The sequence below is a fragment of the Parasynechococcus marenigrum WH 8102 genome, assembly GCF_000195975.1.
Lineage (GTDB): Bacteria > Cyanobacteriota > Cyanobacteriia > PCC-6307 > Cyanobiaceae > Parasynechococcus > Parasynechococcus marisnigri.
In genome coordinates, this window is record NC_005070.1 from 970,010 (window position 1) to 985,622 (window position 15,613).

The 15,613-nt window shown below is 58.8% G+C and carries 9 protein-coding genes and 1 pseudogene; 1 reads left to right on the plus strand and 9 read right to left on the minus strand.

The window, feature by feature from the left end; genetic code table 11:
- Position 1 precedes the first annotated feature (1 nt).
- The gene (locus TX72_RS04875) at positions 2-310 is read left to right on the plus strand and encodes a hypothetical protein (RefSeq protein ID WP_148228857.1); all 309 of its coding nucleotides are present in this window, start codon (positions 2-4) and stop codon (positions 308-310) included.
- Here TX72_RS04875 and TX72_RS04880 read toward each other — a convergent pair.
- The 9 genes and pseudogenes from TX72_RS04880 to TX72_RS04920 form a co-directional block, all read right to left on the minus strand.
- A complete protein-coding gene (locus TX72_RS04880) occupies positions 291-572 on the minus strand; it encodes a hypothetical protein (protein WP_011127845.1) in 282 nt (93 codons plus the stop codon). The genes TX72_RS04875 and TX72_RS04880 overlap by 20 nt on opposite strands.
- Positions 569-778, minus strand: a complete 210-nt coding sequence (locus TX72_RS04885) for a DUF3721 domain-containing protein (protein WP_042503320.1) — start codon at positions 776-778, stop codon at positions 569-571. The genes TX72_RS04880 and TX72_RS04885 overlap by 4 nt, the downstream gene beginning before the upstream one ends.
- Before the next feature lie 16 nt (positions 779-794).
- Positions 795-1,052 (minus strand): hypothetical protein, encoded by a 258-nt coding sequence (locus tag TX72_RS04890; RefSeq protein ID WP_011127846.1) that lies wholly within the window; start codon positions 1,050-1,052, stop codon positions 795-797.
- Positions 1,053-1,422: 370 nt separating this feature from the next.
- Positions 1,423-1,611 (minus strand): annotated as a pseudogene (locus TX72_RS14975) (cupin domain-containing protein); the annotation flags it as partial.
- A gap of 134 nt (positions 1,612-1,745) precedes the next feature.
- Positions 1,746-2,825, minus strand: coding sequence for a photosystem II reaction center subunit D1 (gene psbA / locus TX72_RS04900; RefSeq protein ID WP_011127848.1), 1,080 nt, complete (start codon positions 2,823-2,825; stop codon positions 1,746-1,748).
- A gap of 445 nt (positions 2,826-3,270) precedes the next feature.
- Positions 3,271-3,900, minus strand: coding sequence for a calcium-binding protein (locus tag TX72_RS04905; RefSeq protein ID WP_011127849.1), 630 nt, complete (start codon positions 3,898-3,900; stop codon positions 3,271-3,273).
- 69 nt (positions 3,901-3,969) lie between these two features.
- Positions 3,970-10,629 carry a tandem-95 repeat protein gene (locus tag TX72_RS04910; RefSeq protein ID WP_148228773.1) on the minus strand — a complete coding sequence of 2,220 codons (6,660 nt, stop codon included), beginning with the start codon at positions 10,627-10,629 and terminating at the stop codon, positions 3,970-3,972.
- Positions 10,630-10,761: 132 nt separating this feature from the next.
- Positions 10,762-13,548 (minus strand): O-linked N-acetylglucosamine transferase family protein, encoded by a 2,787-nt coding sequence (locus TX72_RS12850; protein WP_011127851.1) that lies wholly within the window; start codon positions 13,546-13,548, stop codon positions 10,762-10,764.
- A complete protein-coding gene (locus tag TX72_RS04920; RefSeq protein ID WP_011127852.1) occupies positions 13,545-15,563 on the minus strand; it encodes a TIGR03032 family protein in 2,019 nt (672 codons plus the stop codon). The genes TX72_RS12850 and TX72_RS04920 overlap by 4 nt, the downstream gene beginning before the upstream one ends.
- Between the last annotated feature and the right edge of the window lie 50 nt (positions 15,564-15,613).

The following is a 15,613-nucleotide window of genomic DNA, read 5'->3' on the forward strand; positions in this document are numbered from 1 at the left end:
GATGAACGACCAGGCCGGACTGGAGGCGTTGGTGGCAGATCTGGGCAGCGGCAATGTGATCGATGCCGAGCTGCTGGAGGGTTGTTCGGTGGAGGCCCATGAGCTGGATGAGATGGGACCCGAGGAGGCCGCCCAGGTTGCTGCCCACTGTTTTGCCACCTTGTTTGGCCATACCGTGGAGTCCGCTCAATGCAGCGAGGCCGATGCGGATGCAGGCCGCTGGGCCGGAACGCTGGACGGTTTTGGGTTCGTGATCAGCCGGGATGACCTGGGGGACCTGGTGCTGGACTTCAGCGGGCCGGCGTCCTGATCAGCAGCACGAGTCCGGAGATGGTCACCACGACGGTGAGCACCCCAAGGATCACCGAATAGATCGGCTGCAGGTTGATTGGCCCAAAGTCTCCGGTGTGGATCTTCATCAGCCAGAAGGCATCGATGTCCTGCTCCAGCAGCAGGCTGTAGAGGGAACCGGTTCCGGCCGTTAGCAGCAGTGGTGCTGCGGCGATCGGCACCAGCCAGCGGTGCAGACGTCGAGCCTGACGCTGTTGTTTGCGGTTGGGCTGCACCGTCATTGCTTGCGCAGCTGCTGATGCAATTCCCGTTCATCGGAGCAGGGCATCCAACGACCGTTGTTCTGGTGAACCGTGGAGCAACCGATCTCCACAGCGCGGTTCATGGCCTCTGCTTCGTTATCGTAAGTCCCCTTGCGATGGGCCTGAGCCCAACCGCTGTGGAGAAGGGATGTGCCAAGCAGCGCGAAGAGAGCGAACCGATGCATTGAACAAGACCCTTGATCAACGGCCTTCGCAGTGTTGAAAGGCCTTGAGCTCATTGATTCTGCCAGGCCCCTGCTGGCTGCCGGGATTGATGGCATCACGCATCTGGATCTGAGCATCGACGCAACGGTTGAAGCGGTGATGTCTGACCGCCTGAGGAATGAGCAGTAGCGCCATGGCGAACAGGCTCAAGCTGCTGACAGCTGCCAGCACGGGGTAGGCATGGGCACGCACCATCTCTCGGGCGGAAAGGGACTGGTTTTTGTGGTCGGTCATGACCTGACACCTTGCTTTGTCATTGTGCGGCGATCGCTAAGGAAACTTTGACGCAGCCGACCAACGCTGGCCCTGGTGGTCGCTGCTGCCACTTCGCTCTCAGTTGCAGAACAAGGTCGAAGGGCTTGTCCCTGAGTTGTCCCTCGTTTTTTGTGCAATTGGGCTGGATGGTGTGCAACTTAGTTCCTTATTCACTCCCGCTTGATTTAGTCCTAGTGATTAACCGGTGCATCACCACAACCTCTTTTTAAATCGTTTGATCGGTGCCAGCCGTGTTCAGTAAGCCCCAAGAATTGGCTTGGGGTGTCTCCAGCCGATCTAGGTCTTTGAGCTCTCTCGATAAGGACCCACAGCAGCCTTGACCAACAAACTCATCACCGCCGTGAACGCAGTGCCAGCGACTCACATCCTCGGCACCGAGCAGAAACAGCACGGTCGTGATGGCACTGCGCTGCTGGCCATCGGGCCTTGTGACCTGAATGGAGCTCCGTTGCACTTCCCGATACCAACCGCCTTCTGGATGAGGCTGCAGCCGCCAACGGGCCACGAGGGAGTCCATCAAGTCCAACGCTGATCAGAACGCAGGCCGCCAACGTTGGCACAACAAAAAGCCCCCACCGATTGGTGAGGGCTTTCCGATTCAGTTGATCTGAATCGCTTGTTCTATTCCCGAGGGAACAGGTTGATTCCAGATCAACCGATGGCAGGAGCCTGCAGAGCCACAGGAGTGGACTCAGCAGCAGCCAGGTCGAGGGGGAAGTTGTGAGCGTTGCGCTCGTGCATCACTTCCATGCCGAGGCCGGCACGGTTCAACACGTCGGCCCAGGTGTTCAGGACGCGGCCCTGACCATCAAGGATGGACTGGTTGAAGTTGAAGCCATTCAGGTTGAAGGCCATGGTTGACACGCCCAGGGCGGTGAACCAGATACCGACAACAGGCCAGGCAGCCAGGAAGAAGTGGAGGCTACGGCTGTTGTTGAAGGAGGCGTATTGGAAGATCAGGCGACCGAAGTAACCGTGGGCAGCCACGATGTTGTAGGTCTCTTCCTCTTGGCCAAACTTGTAGCCGTAGTTCTGGGACTCGGTCTCGGTGGTTTCACGCACCAGGGAGGAGGTCACCAGGGAGCCATGCATGGCGGAGAACAGGGAGCCACCGAACACACCTGCAACACCCAGCATGTGGAAGGGGTGCATCAGGATGTTGTGCTCAGCCTGGAACACCAGCATGTAGTTGAACGTGCCGGAGATGCCCAGGGGCATGGCGTCAGAGAAGGAGCCCTGACCGAAGGGGTAGACCAGGAAGACTGCAGAGGCAGCAGCGACAGGTGCGCTGTAGGCGACGCAGATCCAGGGGCGCATGCCCAGGCGGTAGGAGAGTTCCCACTCACGACCCATGTAGGCGTAGATGCCGATCAGGAAGTGGAAGACGACGAGCTGGAAAGGACCGCCGTTGTACAGCCACTCATCGAGAGAAGCGGCTTCCCAGATGGGATAGAAGTGCAGGCCGATGGCATTGCTGGAAGGAACAACAGCACCAGAGATGATGTTGTTGCCGTAGATCAGGGAGCCAGCGACAGGCTCGCGGATGCCATCGATGTCAACCGGAGGAGCGGCGACGAAAGCGATGACGAAGCAGATGGTGGCAGCCAGCAGGGTGGGGATCATCAGCACACCGAACCAACCGACATAAAGACGGTTGTTGGTGGAGGTGACCCACTCGCAGAAGGCCTGCCAGCTGGAAGCGCCGGAGCGCTGCTGGAGGGTGGTGGTCATGAGAACGGAAAGAAGCCGGTGGGATGAATCCCGGTGGCAGATAAGAAAAGTCGGTTACCCGACCTCAGTAATGTAAAGGAAGTTTGCGGCGCCAGCACGAAACCCGGCCCGAGCACTCCTGATGAGATCGATAGGCTCCGCTTATCAGCTGCCCATGGTGCGCTTCGGAGCGATCTGGGATGAAGTGATCGGCCCGATGAATGCCCTGATCCTTTCCTCTGCAGAATCACTGCGTTAATGGGGAGCATGGTGGCTGGAGCTGGTGTGAATCCTGCTGATCAGCGCTGGCCTTGGTGGCCGCTGCTGCCATTTAGCTACCAGTTACGGGAACAGGTCTGAGGGCCTTGTCCCTGAGTTGTCCCTGGAATTTTGTGCAAGTGGGCTGGATTGTGGGCAAGTGAGTTAGGGCTCTGGCTTCATTTAGAAAATGTTTTGTGATGTCAGATCAGATGAGATCGGGCTGATAGGTGATGAGATCGTCGTGATTGATGTTGAGGAGTGTTGTTTTGATGTTGTGTTCTGAGTCTTTGAGGAGGAGGTGATTGCCGCGTTGGATGAGTTGAAGATTGAGGTTGTTGGGAGCATTGATGAGATCGCCTTCAGTGATGGAGAAATCACGGATGGTGTCGTTGCCTTTGGAGAGCTTGAAGGTGTCAGAGCCTTTAGCGCCGGTGAGGGTGTCTTGGCCTTTGCCGCCAAAGAGGGTGTCGTCGCCAGAGCCGCCATGGAGGCTGTCGTGATACAGCTGACCTTTGAGGAGGTCATCACCTGAGGAACCCCTAAGGGTGTCTTGACCTCTGCCGCCTTTAAGAGTGTCGTCGCCCCTGCCTGCATTGAGGTGATCGCGTCCTTGTCCGCCGAAAAGCAAGTCGGTTTGAGGTCCGCCTTTGAGGGTGTCGTTGTCGGCCCCACCGGTGATCAGATCTTGCCCGCGTCCACCGATGAGCAGGTCATCTCCACCGGCTGAACCGATGGTGTCGTTGCCTCCTCCGAGAACAATGATCTGCGCAGAGTCATCGGCGTAAACGACATTGCTGCCGCTGCCACCAGTGATTTCGACTGATCCAATAATCACTGCGAAGTCAATGTTGTCGAGTTGAATTTCAGTGCCACTGGGTAAATTGGAGAGGTCGATAATGAAGGCCTAAGTCTGATCGTCGCCCGTTGAGCTGCCCGAGCTACCTGTGAAGACGATGGGTTGCTCCAGATTGGTGGATGTGGTGGTGGGGACGATGGTTCGAACATCGACTTGGGTGGAATCCGGAAGTTGGTTAATGAAATTATTGACGTTCCCGATCAGGTCATCTGTGGTTTCAGTTTCGCTATTGAGTTGTTGGATTGATTCTGTAAGGCTTTCCTGGGCTTCTTCAGAGGATTGAGCATCGGCTGATCCTTCTGACGTGATCGACACACCAGGCGGGAGTGTGACAGTGACGAGGTTGTCGTTGCTGGCGGTGTTTTCAACGAGTGTGGCGATGCCGGTTTGTGTGGAGGAGGTGTTGGTGAAGGTCTGGGAGTCATCACCCGAATCTGAGGTTTCGTCATCGGTTGCTGAAGACGTTGACGCGATGATGATGAGACCGGATTCATCCTCGACGGCCTCATCGATGGTGAGGCTGATGGTTTGGGTTTCCTTGTTGCCATCGCCATCAGTAACTTCAACGGTGAAGGAATCAGAACCGTTGAAGTCTGCGTTTGGTGTGTAGGTCCAAGCGCCAGTGGTGGCGTTGATGGAAGCGGTGCCGCTAGTTGCTGCAGAGGAAACGGTGAAGTTGGGTGTGGAGTCTCCGTCTGCGGCATCCGTGAAGCTGAGGGTGCCGGTGATGGTGACGCCTTCTGCACCGGATGTGCTGGTATCACCACCAAAGGAGCCGGCGTCATTTTGTTGGTTGATGGTGACACTGACGGTGGCTGTTTCTGTCACGCCACCGGATGTGACCGTGTAAGTAAAGGAATCAGAGCCGTTGAAGTGTTCGTTGGGTGTGTATTTCAGGGTGCCTGCATCGGCATCAACGATTTCAACGGAGCCATTGGAGCCTTGGGAGATCGCTGAAATGGCGTGAGAGCCATCAAAGGAATCATTGCTGAGGACGTTGTAGGTGAGAGTGGCGTCCTCATTGAGCGAGAAGGAATCAGCAACGATGTCATCAGCGGCGTTGACGGTTAGGGAGATAACTTGCGTTTCATTGTTGTTGTCGTCGTCAGTGACTTGAACGGTGACGGCAGTGGAGAGGCTGAGGGTTGCCGCGGAGATATCTGTGGTGTTTCCGTTGGTTGAGACATCAACGGTGGAGGCGTCAGCACGATCGGGACCACTGCCCGCGAAGCCAGCCGTGAAAGCCGGCGCGGCCGAGGTGCCGGTGTTGTTGAAATAAACAGTGTTGCCGTCGTTGTTGCCAATGAAGGCATCGAGATCACCGTCGGCATCGATGTCCGCGAAGTCCGGAGCGGAGCGGGAGCCAACATCGCTGATCCCGAAGGGATTGGTGGTGGAACCACCAGAGAAGTCAGGTGCAGCCGAGGTGCCGGTGTTTTGAAAGAAAACAGTTAGGCCACGAATGTCACCGATCAAGGCATCGAGATCACCGTCGCCATCGATGTCCGCGAAGTCCGGATTGGAGCGGTCGCCAACATCGCTGATCCCGAAGGGATTGGTGGTGGAACCAGCGGAGAAGTCGGGAGCAGTTGATGTGCCGGTGTTTTGGAAGAAAACGGTGTTGCCGTCGTTGTTGCCAATGAAGGCATCAAGATCACCGTCGCCATCGATGTCTACAAATTCCGGAGCGACGTAGTAGCCAAACTTTTCAAGCCCGAAGGGATTGGTGGTGGAACCGCCAGAGAAGTCGGGAGCGGCAGATGTGCCGGTGTTTAAGAAGAAAAGAGTGTCGCCGAACGTCCGATACCCTCTGTTGCCAATGAAGGCATCGAGATCACCGTCGCCATCGATATCTACAAAGTCCGGACGGGCTTCATAGCGACCACTCCCGCTTACTGCGCTGATCCCGAAGGGATTGGTGGTGGAACCGCGAGAGAAGTCAGGAACGGCCGAGGTGCCGTTGTTTTGGAAGAAAACAGTGTTGCCGTCGTAGTTGCCAATGAAGGCATCGAGATCACCGTCAGCATCGATGTCCGCGAAGACCGGAGCGGCGTTGCTGCCAACATCGCTGATCCCGAAGGGATTGATCGATGGGGATGAGGCCGCAGGGATGCCGGCTGAGTTATCAATCAGCCGAGTGGTGAGTGCTCCGGGCGTGCCGCTGAAGTCGGCAGCGGGAAGAAAGCGGAGCTTGGCGTCTGTGGTGAGATAAAGCGCGGTGGCATCGGCCAGTCCTGTGGTGGCAATGGCGGTCCAGTTGCTGCCGTCATCAGTGGAGTATTGCCAGGCGCCTTGTGATGCGGTGGCGGCATTGGCGGTGATGGCGATGCCAACGAGGCTGTCGCCGTCGACATCGGAGAACGAGGAGGAAAACAGATTGGCAACGGTGTCGCCGACGGGATCGGTGCTGTCTTCTGAGATGGCGGCGAGGGATGGACTGCCGCTGGTGACTGGAGCATCATTAACAGCGGTGACGGTGATGGTGGAGGTCACCGCAGAAGAATCGGTATCGCCGTCATTCACAAGCCAGGAGATGGTGCGATCGGCGGTGTTGGGGTTATCTGAAGTGTTGTTGTAAGTGACGGATTCGAGAGCCGCTTTGTAGTTAGCGAGGCTGTCGGAACCGGTAAGGGTCAGGACGCCTGTGGATGCATTCCAGGAGCCTGAAATTGAGGAGGTATCTAAGAAGGCGAGGACATCTTCTGCGGATTGGAAACCAGAGGAGATGGAGACGGTGGCCGATTCGATGTTGGTGTCATCGGCATCGGTGATGGTGAGGGAAGAGTCGATTGGGGTAGCGCCATCCTCTTCTGAGAAGGCGAGAGTGGCTGAAGCTCCAGAGATGACGGGAGCGTTATTAACGGCCGTGACGGTGATGGTGGAGGTCACCGCAGAAGAGTTGGTATCGCCATCATTGACAACCCAGGAAATGGTGCGATCGGCGGTGTTGGGATTATCTGATGTGTTGTTGTAGGTGACAGATTCGAAAGCCGCCTTGTAGTTCGCGAGGCTGTCGGAACCGGTGAGGGTGAGGACGCCTGTGGATGCATTCCAGGAGCCCGTGATTGCGGAGGTATCGGAGAAGGCGAGGACATCTTCTGCGGATTGGAAACCAGAGGAGATGGAGACGGTGGCCGATTCGATGTTGGAGTCGTCGGCATCGGTGATGGTGAGGGAGGAGTCGATGATTGTGGCGCCATTGCCTTCTGAGAAGGCGAGAGTGGCTGAGGCACCGGCGATGACGGGAGCGTCGTTAACAGCAGCGACGCTGATGGTGGAGGTCACCGCAGAAGAATTGGTGTCGCCGTCATTGACGACCCAGGAGATGATGCGATTGGAGGTATTGGGTGTATCGGACGTGTTGTTGTAGGTGACGGATTCCAGAGCCGCCTTGTAATTGGCAAGGGTGCCGGAACCGGTGAGGGTGAGGACGCCTGTGGATGCATTCCAGGAGCCTGAAATTGAGGAGGTATCTAAGAAGGCGAGGACATCTTCTGCGGATTGGAAACCTGAGGAGATGGAGACGGTGGCCGATTCGATGTTGGTGTCATCGGCATCGGTGATGGTGAGGGAAGAGTCGATTGGGGTAGCGCCATCCTCTTCTGAGAAGGCGAGAGTGGCTGAAGCTCCAGAGATGACGGGAGCGTTATTAACGGCCGTGACGGTGATGGTGGAGGTCACCGCAGAAGAGTTGGTATCGCCATCATTGACAACCCAGGAAATGGTGCGATCGGCGGTGTTGGGATTATCTGATGTGTTGTTGTAGGTGACAGATTCGAAAGCCGCCTTGTAGTTCGCGAGGCTGTCGGAACCGGTGAGGGTGAGGACGCCTGTGGATGCATTCCAGGAGCCCATGATTGCGGAGGTATCGGAGAAGGCGAGGACATCTTCTGCGGATTGGAAACCAGAGGAGATGGAGACGGTGGCCGATTCGATGTTGGAGTCGTCGGCATCGGTGATGGTGAGGGAGGAGTCGATGATTGTGGCGCCATTGCCTTCTGAGAAGGCGAGAGTGGCTGAGGCACCGGCGATGACGGGAGCGTCGTTAACAGCAGCGACGCTGATGGTGGAGGTCACCGCAGAAGAATTGGTGTCGCCGTCATTGACGACCCAGGAGATGATGCGATTGGAGGTATTGGGTGTATCGGACGTGTTGTTGTAGGTGACGGATTCCAGAGCCGCCTTGTAATTGGCAAGGGTGCCGGAACCGGTGAGGGTGAGGACGCCTGTGGATGCATCCCAGGAACCTGTGATTGCGGAGGTATCTAAGAAAGCGAGGACATCTTCTGTGGATTGGAAACCAGAGGAGATGGTGATGGTGGCCGATTCGATGTTGGAGTCATCGGCATCGGTGATGGTGAGGGAAGAGTCGATTGGGGTAGCGCCATCCTCTTCTGAGAAGGCGAGAGTGGCTGAAGCTCCAGAGATGACGGGAGCGTCGTTAACAGCAGCGACGCTGATGGTGGAGGTCACCGCAGAAGAATTGGTGTCACCGTCATTGACGACCCAGGAGATGATGCGATTGGAGGTATTGGGGTTATCGGACGTGTTGTTGTAAGTGACGGATTCGAGAGCCGCTTTGTAGTTCGCGAGGCTGTCGGAACCGGTAAGGGTGAGGACGCCTGTGGATGCATTCCAGGAGCCTGAAATTGAGGAGGTATTGGAGAAGGCGAGGACATCTTCTGCGGATTGGAAACCAGAGGAGATGGAGACGGTGGCCGATTCGATGTTGGTGTCATCGGCATCGGTGATGGTGAGGGAGGAATCAATAACAGTGGCGCCATTGCCTTCTGTGAAAGCAAGGGTGCTGCCGGCACCGGTGATTGTGGGTGAGTCATTAACAGCGGTGACGGCCGTGGAAAGGCTGAGGGTTGCCGCGGAGATATCTGTGGTGTTGCCGTTGGTTGAGACATCAATGGTGGAGGCGTTGGTGGAGGCGTTGGCACGAGCGGATCTTCCCGCGAAGCCAGCCGCGAAAGCCGGCGCGGAAGAGGTGCCGGTGTTGTGGAAGAAAACAGTGTTGCCCCAGCGGTCGCCAATGAAAGCATCGAGAAGTCCGTCGCCATCGATGTCCGCGAAGACCGGTGCGGCCGCTAGGCCAACATTGCTGATCCCAAAGGGATTGGCAGTGGAATCGTCAGTGAAGTCCGGCGCGGCCGAGGTGCCGGTGTTGTTGAAGAAAGCAGTGGTGCCGTCGGTGCCGCCAATAAAAGCATCGAGATCACCGTCGCCATCGATATCAACAAAGTCCGGCGCGGCGCGGGTGCCAACATCGCTGATCCCGAAGGCACTGGTGGTGGAACCGCCAGAGAAGTCGGGAGCGGCCGAGGTACCGGTGTTTAGGAAGAAAACGGTTGTGCCGTTGATTTGGCCAATGAAGGCATCGAGATCACCGTCAGCATCGATGTCCGCGAAGACCGGAGTGGAGCGGTCGCCAACATCTGCAAGCCCGAAGGGATTGGTGGTGGAACCGCCAGAGAAGTCGGGAGCGGCCGAGGTGCCGGTGTTTAGGAAGAAAACGGTGTTGCCGACTGAGTTGCCAATGAAGGCATCGAGATCACCGTCGCCATCGATATCTACAAAGTCCGGAGAGGCGTAGAAGCCAACATCTGCAAGTCCGAAGGGATTGGTGGTGGAACCGCCAGAGAAGTCGGGAGCGTCCGAGGTGCCGTTGTTTTGGAAGAAAACAGTGTTGCCGTGGTTGTTGCCAATGAAGGCATCGAGATCACCGTCGCCATCGATGTCTACAAAGTCCGGAGCGATGTAGTTGGCAGCATCTGCAAGCCCGAAGGGATTGATCGATGGGGATGAGGCCGCAGGGATGCCGGCTGAGTTATCAATCAGCCGAGTGGTGAGTGCTCCGGGCGTGCCGCTGAAGTCGGCAGCGGGAAGAAAGCGGAGCTTGGCGTCTGTGGTGAGATAAAGCGCGGTGGCATCGGCCAGTCCTGTGGTGGCAATGGCGGTCCAGTTGCTGCCGTCATCAGTGGAGTATTGCCAGGCGCCTTGTGATGCGGTGGCGGCATTGGCGGTGATGGCGATGCCAGCGAGGGTGTCGCTATCGACATCGGAGAACGAGGAGGAAAACAGATTGGCAACGGTTTCACCGGCTGGATCAGTGCTCTCTTCTGAGATGGCGGCGAGGGATGGGCTGCCGCTGGCAACGGGTGCTCCATTGAGCTGAGCCTGCCAGGCCTGGCGTCGTGCCGGTTCGACGGGTAGAGCCGGCGATGCTGCTGCGCTGCTCGCGTTTCTAGTCGCAAGAGTCCAATGGGAGCTGCCATCCTCGTGGCAACCGAGGGTGTTGGCTGTGCTCCAAATCGTGGTTCCGGTGAGCTCTTCTAAAAGGGCGATGAAGTTGTGATCAGCGCCAGCGCGGCAACTCCACAGGGCCAGGTTGCTGAGCTCCCAGTTGGCGAGGTTTTGGGCGTTGGCCAGTAGATAGGCGCTGTTGATTCGGTTGTCGCCCAGGTGGAGTTCGCCTGGGCTGCCATGGCTCACCCAATGCAGGGTGTCCACCGGCTGGCCCAGCGTTCGGCGCTCGGCCAGAGCACGGCTCACGGTTTCTAGGGGCAGCTCCTGGCCATCGAGCCAGAGCACCAGTGCTTCTGTTGCCGTGAGCAGTTTGCGGATTTGAGGACACGCGCCGTCCGCAACAATCAATTCACTCGCTTTGGCTGCGGTGAAAGAGGTAAACTTGCCTGAGTCCACCAGGGAAAAGCTGCTGAACACAACTTTATTCAAATTTTTATAATTTAAATCTACTTGAAATTCAAAAGTGTGTAGTAAATATTTCGTTTTTGTTTGATTTATCCTGGTTAAAAAACGAGGATCGCGAAGTCGTCATCCATTCAACGCAGCAACCAGGCTGCTGACCCAGAGTCGTTGTTGAAACAGCGGCAGCTCCTGGGGGTCGCTGTGCAGCTGGGTTCTGAGTTGAGCGATGGCGCCTGGAGTGGTGGCCAGCTCAATCGCTTTTTGTTGATAAGCCTCTGGTGTTGTGGTGATCAACTGCGGTTGATGAACGGCATTGCAAAGGCTGGCGCCCATGCGGGCGCAGAAGCGATTCCCGGCGATGGTGATCAAGGGAAGGCCGGCATTGAGCGCCAGCACGCCGATCGCACCGGCATTGAAGCCGGCAGTGTCGAGAAACAGATCGGCGCAGGCCATGGCAGCGATGAAACGCTGCACCGGCTTCTGGTAGGGAGCTGCCACGAGGCGATGAGGATCGATGCCGCGTTTCTGCGCCTGGGCCTGAAGGCTCTGCAGCGCCTTGGGTTTCACCGCCAGCCAGAGCAAGCTGCCAGGAACCGCCTCCAGGATCGTCATCCAGCTGGAGAAGATGCCGGCAGTGATCTTGTCCCCCCTGTTGAAGCAACAGAACACAACTGCCTCATCGGGTAGCCCGAAGCTGCTGCGGCTGATGCCAGCCATGGGCTGGCGCCAGCGACTAGCGAAGGTGTGGGGTAGCCGCCATACCTGTTCGGGGTAATTGACTTCCTGCTCAGCAGGAATCAACGCTGCATCGGCAATGATTCCATCCACGTAGTAAGAGCCCTGGCTGCTGGGAAAGCCGAGGTAATTCAGAACCGTGGGCGCCGGGCGGGCGCAGGCGATGGCTGGTCTGGAGAAGGTGGTGAGTCCGGTGAGATCGATCAGCACATCGAGCTCATCGGCTCGGATCTGATCAATGGCGTTGGTGTCGTTCAGGTGGTGCAGATCACAAAAGTGATTTGCCGAGCTGCGGTATCGCTCAGTCAGCTTGTCTTGAATTGGGCTGGTGCTGTAGGCGTAGGTGCACGCTTGGTTGGGATCGTGGGCCTCGAACAGCCCCTCCAGCAGCAGCCCCATCGCATGGGTACGGAAATCGGCCGACAAATATCCGATCCTTAATGGTCGTCGCTCCCCATGGACTGCCGGCAGTCGCGGATGGTGATCCTCAGGCGGGCAATGGCCATTGGCCAGCACCCAGCGGTCCAGTTCCTGATGGTGCAGCGCCAGGGGGAGTGGCAGTGTCACCAAGCCAAACGGTGGAAGCGGCTGGTGAACGGGGGTGCCTGAATCAATGCTTGCAGCACCCCGTTCATGCAGCTGCTGGATGATGCGGTTGAGTTGAACGTCAAGCGTCTCCCATTGGCAGAGTGCCTGACAGGCGTAGATCTCCAGCAGTAGCAGCTCCAAGCGCTGTGGCTCCTGCTGCAAGCCCTGTCGGCACAAGGCGAGGGATGCTTCCAACTCACCCATGAATTGCAGGATCTCGGCTTTGCGTTGCAACGCCGCGATCTGCTCGGGCTGGTGCTTCAGCAAGGCATTCACTGCTTTGAGAGCAGCTTCCGGCTGGCCGGCTTCCAGCAACAGGGTGGCTTGGGCGAGTGCGCAGGCGGAATCGGATGGATCAAGCAGCAATCCGTTGTGCAGTGCGTTGAACGCTTTTCGTTTGTCTCCGCGTTGGACCAGCAGGTGAGCGAGGCGGTGCCACAGGCCCACAGCCTTGGGTTGTTGGCCGAGGCCATGGGTGGCCGACCGCAGCAGCGATTCGGCATCGTCAAGGGCCTGACACTGGACAAGACCATCGGCGAGAAGACCGATGCTCCCCAGGTTGTTGGGCTGAAGCGCCAACAGGTTTTCCAGGGCTTCTCTGGCCTTGGCGAGATGTCCCTTCTGTTGGTGCAGCAATGCCAAATTGCGCCAACCATCAGCGGCGCCCGGCAACTGTTCGGTGAGCTGCTCCAGGGTGGTGATTGCGGCGTCGATCTGTCCCTGGCGGCGCTGACTGTTGGCCCACTGCAGCCAGCTCCACAGGTGATCGGGTGCCTGGGTCACGGCTTGGGCAAAAGCGATTTCTGCCTCGGCGTAGCGGCTGGAGCGGTAGGCGATGCGGCCCTGCTGAAAGGCAACTGGCGTTTGGCTTTGGTCGCCTGTGGTTGGAGGAGCGCTGTTGGTGTTGCTGTTGGGTTCATAGAAGGGCTGTTGCCACTTCTCGCAGAAGCGTTCCGCTTCTTCGCGCCAAGCCGCACTGTCGTAGTCGCCGCCACTGGCGTGGATGCAATCCAGCCGGATCACACCGATGGAGAGCCCCTGGCGGCGGGCGTTGCGGCAGAGATCGAGGTCGTGCAAATGAAAGTGAAACCGGGGATCGAAACCAACCCCGTGATCCAGCAGCTGTTGGCGTTGCACGGCGATCAGCACGCCATCAATCAGCTGCACCGGCGCGTTGCTGATCCCAAACACGTCTTTGCGTTTGCTCGAGGCCGTGAGTGTGGTGATGGCTCCCCGCAGGTAGGGGAAGTCCCAGCCATTTCCATTGGGACGCCAATGCCAACTCAGGTGTCCTTGATCGCGGCTGTTGCCGCAAAGGCCGGCAATCGCAAACCGCTCCAGCTGCGGACGCAGCAGCGGCTCCAAGGGTTCAGGCGGCAGGGCCAGATCGTCGTGGCAGAACAGCAGGATCTCCTCGCTGCAGATTTGGAGGGCCTGGTTGTAAAGCTCGGGCAACCCTGTGCTGTTGTTGGTGTGGATCGTGCGGGGCAGATCGGCGTGGGCAGGGTGTTGCAGCGATTGCCCCAGCAGGCTCTGGGCTGGGAAGGCCGCGTCATTCAGGCGGCTGGCGCTGATCAGGCGCAGGCTCATCGTTGCTGAGCTCCGGCGGTCTTCAGGGTGAGTTGGCTAGAGCGGGCCGACGTCACCGATTTGAGGTGTGCTCCGAGATGACGATCCACCAGGCGCAGCATCGCCTGGCTGTGGGGTGCCACCGCCGCGCGCGCAATGGGAATGCCGGCAGCGTGCTGTTGGCGGAAGGCATGGACGAGCAGCGTTAACGCCTGGCCGCGGGGGCGGTGGCCTTTGGCCACAAACAGCGAACTGATGCGGGTGGCGTTGGCGCTGGTGCGATCCACCAACACCCATCCCACGACGTTGCCGTGGTGCAGCAGCGCCAGCGAGGCCTGGGCTTCCAGTTGGCTGCTCTGCATGGCTGCGGTGAGGTTGTCTCCAGCCGGAAACTGCGCTGCGACGTCGGCGTAGTCGGCGCGCCAGGGCACCAGTTGATAGCCCGCAGGGAAGAGAAAGCGTTCGGGCCAGTTCATCGAGGCGAGTTGTGCGGCCTGGCCCTCCAGCAGCAGAAAGGTCTGCCGTGGCGGCGACCAGCCGAGCCGTGGTAGCAGGCGATCCAGTGGGCCGGGCTGGCGATGGGGAGCCTGATAACTCACCGAGAGACTTGTCTGACTCTGCTGCGTGAGAAATACGCTGAGGTGGGCGATCAAACGGGTGCCGATGCCCTGGCGCCGCTGGGGTGGGCTGACACAGAGCGAGACGAGACGTGCATTGCCCTCTGGTGTGCACTCCGCCAGAGCCAGACCCACCAGGGTGCCGTTCTGGTTGGCGGCGATCCCCAGCAGTTCGCCCTTGAGCTTGCGCCACGCAGCCGAACCTGGTGCCAGGGAGGGATAGGTGAGGGACGCGAAGGGGGCGAGGGTGGCTTCTGTGAGCTGGAAGACCCGCTGGTAGTGAACGGCGGTGCCGTCTGCGGGGGTGGGCTGGGGCAGGCCAAGGCGCTCCACTGCCGGGCCCTGGTGGGGTGTGCCGCTGGGGATGGAGGGTTTGATCCGCACCAGGTTGTCCTGCTGGGGCAGTTTCACCAGGCAGTCGATGGCGTCATCGACCAGGCCAAGGGCCTTGGGTTGCCGGCAGTTCTCCAGAACGGCCAGATCGAAGAGCTCGTCGATTGGTTCCGGTAGATCGAGGCTGTGCAGCACGTTGCCGCTGGCGAGATCAATCACGCGAATGCCGCAGCATCCCTTGGGCTGGCCACTGGTCTGCAAGCTCTCCTCCAGGGGCAGCCCGGTGAACTGGGGCGAGCGCAGCTTGGACAGCCCCACCACGGCGCAGCCACCTGCGAAGGCCAGCCCCCGCACGAAGCCCGGCAAGGTGCAGAGCGGCTGGAAGCGCTCCTGCTCGATCCATCCCAGCTCGCCGGTGCCGGAATTGAGCAGCCAAAGCTTGTCTTGGTACCAGCGGGGTGAGTGGGGCATGGTGAGCCCCCTGGTGGTGATGGAGCCGGTGGGGATGTGCACCACCACACCGCCTTCCTGGCGCGTGTTGCGCCAACTGGTGGGTGTGTTGCCGGCACTGCATGCTGTGGCCCAGGTGATCTCGCCGTTCTTGAGGGCGACGCCATTGAGGTGGCAGCGGTCTTCCGGTTTGAGGGCATCGATGAAGGGCGGCTGCCACACCGGCCGGAAGCTGCAGCCCGGTGTGAGCTCCGCCAGACAACTGAACACCGTGTTCACAAACAGCGGTGCCCCCTCGGCGGTGAGCACGAGTTCGTGGGCATTCACCTCGCCGGTGAGGAAGCTGGCCGCAGGCGTGTAAAGGCGATCGGCACCGTCATGGTGCTGGCCTGGTGCGAGCAGGTTGTCGAAACGCCAGAGATGGGAGCGGCCCGCCATCCAGAGGCTTTGACCGCTGGTGAACAATCCCATCGGGCGGTCATAGAGCCGCTCATGAACGCGGAGGGTCTGACTGTGATCCACGCCAAGGAAGATCAGCCGGTTGGCGCGGTAGGTGGAGAGGGCCAGGGAGATGCCCTGTTGGCTCAGCCAGGTTGCAAGTTCCGGGTTGAAGCTGGCTGGGGTCTGCAGGGTCACGTGGCTTTGAAGCGTGTTAGCGGGTGACGGGTGTGGAGATCAGACTGATC

What these genes read in the sequence shown, in the direction of transcription:
- TX72_RS04875 (WP_148228857.1), top strand. Translation starts at nt 2, where the DNA reads ATGAACGACCAGGCCGGACTGGAGGCGTTGGTGGCAGATCTGGGCAGC.
- TX72_RS04880 (WP_011127845.1), bottom strand. Translation starts at nt 572, where the DNA reads ATGACGGTGCAGCCCAACCGCAAACAACAGCGTCAGGCTCGACGTCTG.
- TX72_RS04885 (WP_042503320.1), bottom strand. Translation starts at nt 778, where the DNA reads ATGCATCGGTTCGCTCTCTTCGCGCTGCTTGGCACATCCCTTCTCCAC.
- TX72_RS04890 (WP_011127846.1), bottom strand. Translation starts at nt 1,052, where the DNA reads ATGACCGACCACAAAAACCAGTCCCTTTCCGCCCGAGAGATGGTGCGT.
- psbA (WP_011127848.1), bottom strand. Translation starts at nt 2,825, where the DNA reads ATGACCACCACCCTCCAGCAGCGCTCCGGCGCTTCCAGCTGGCAGGCC.
- TX72_RS12850 (WP_011127851.1), bottom strand. Translation starts at nt 13,548, where the DNA reads ATGAGCCTGCGCCTGATCAGCGCCAGCCGCCTGAATGACGCGGCCTTC.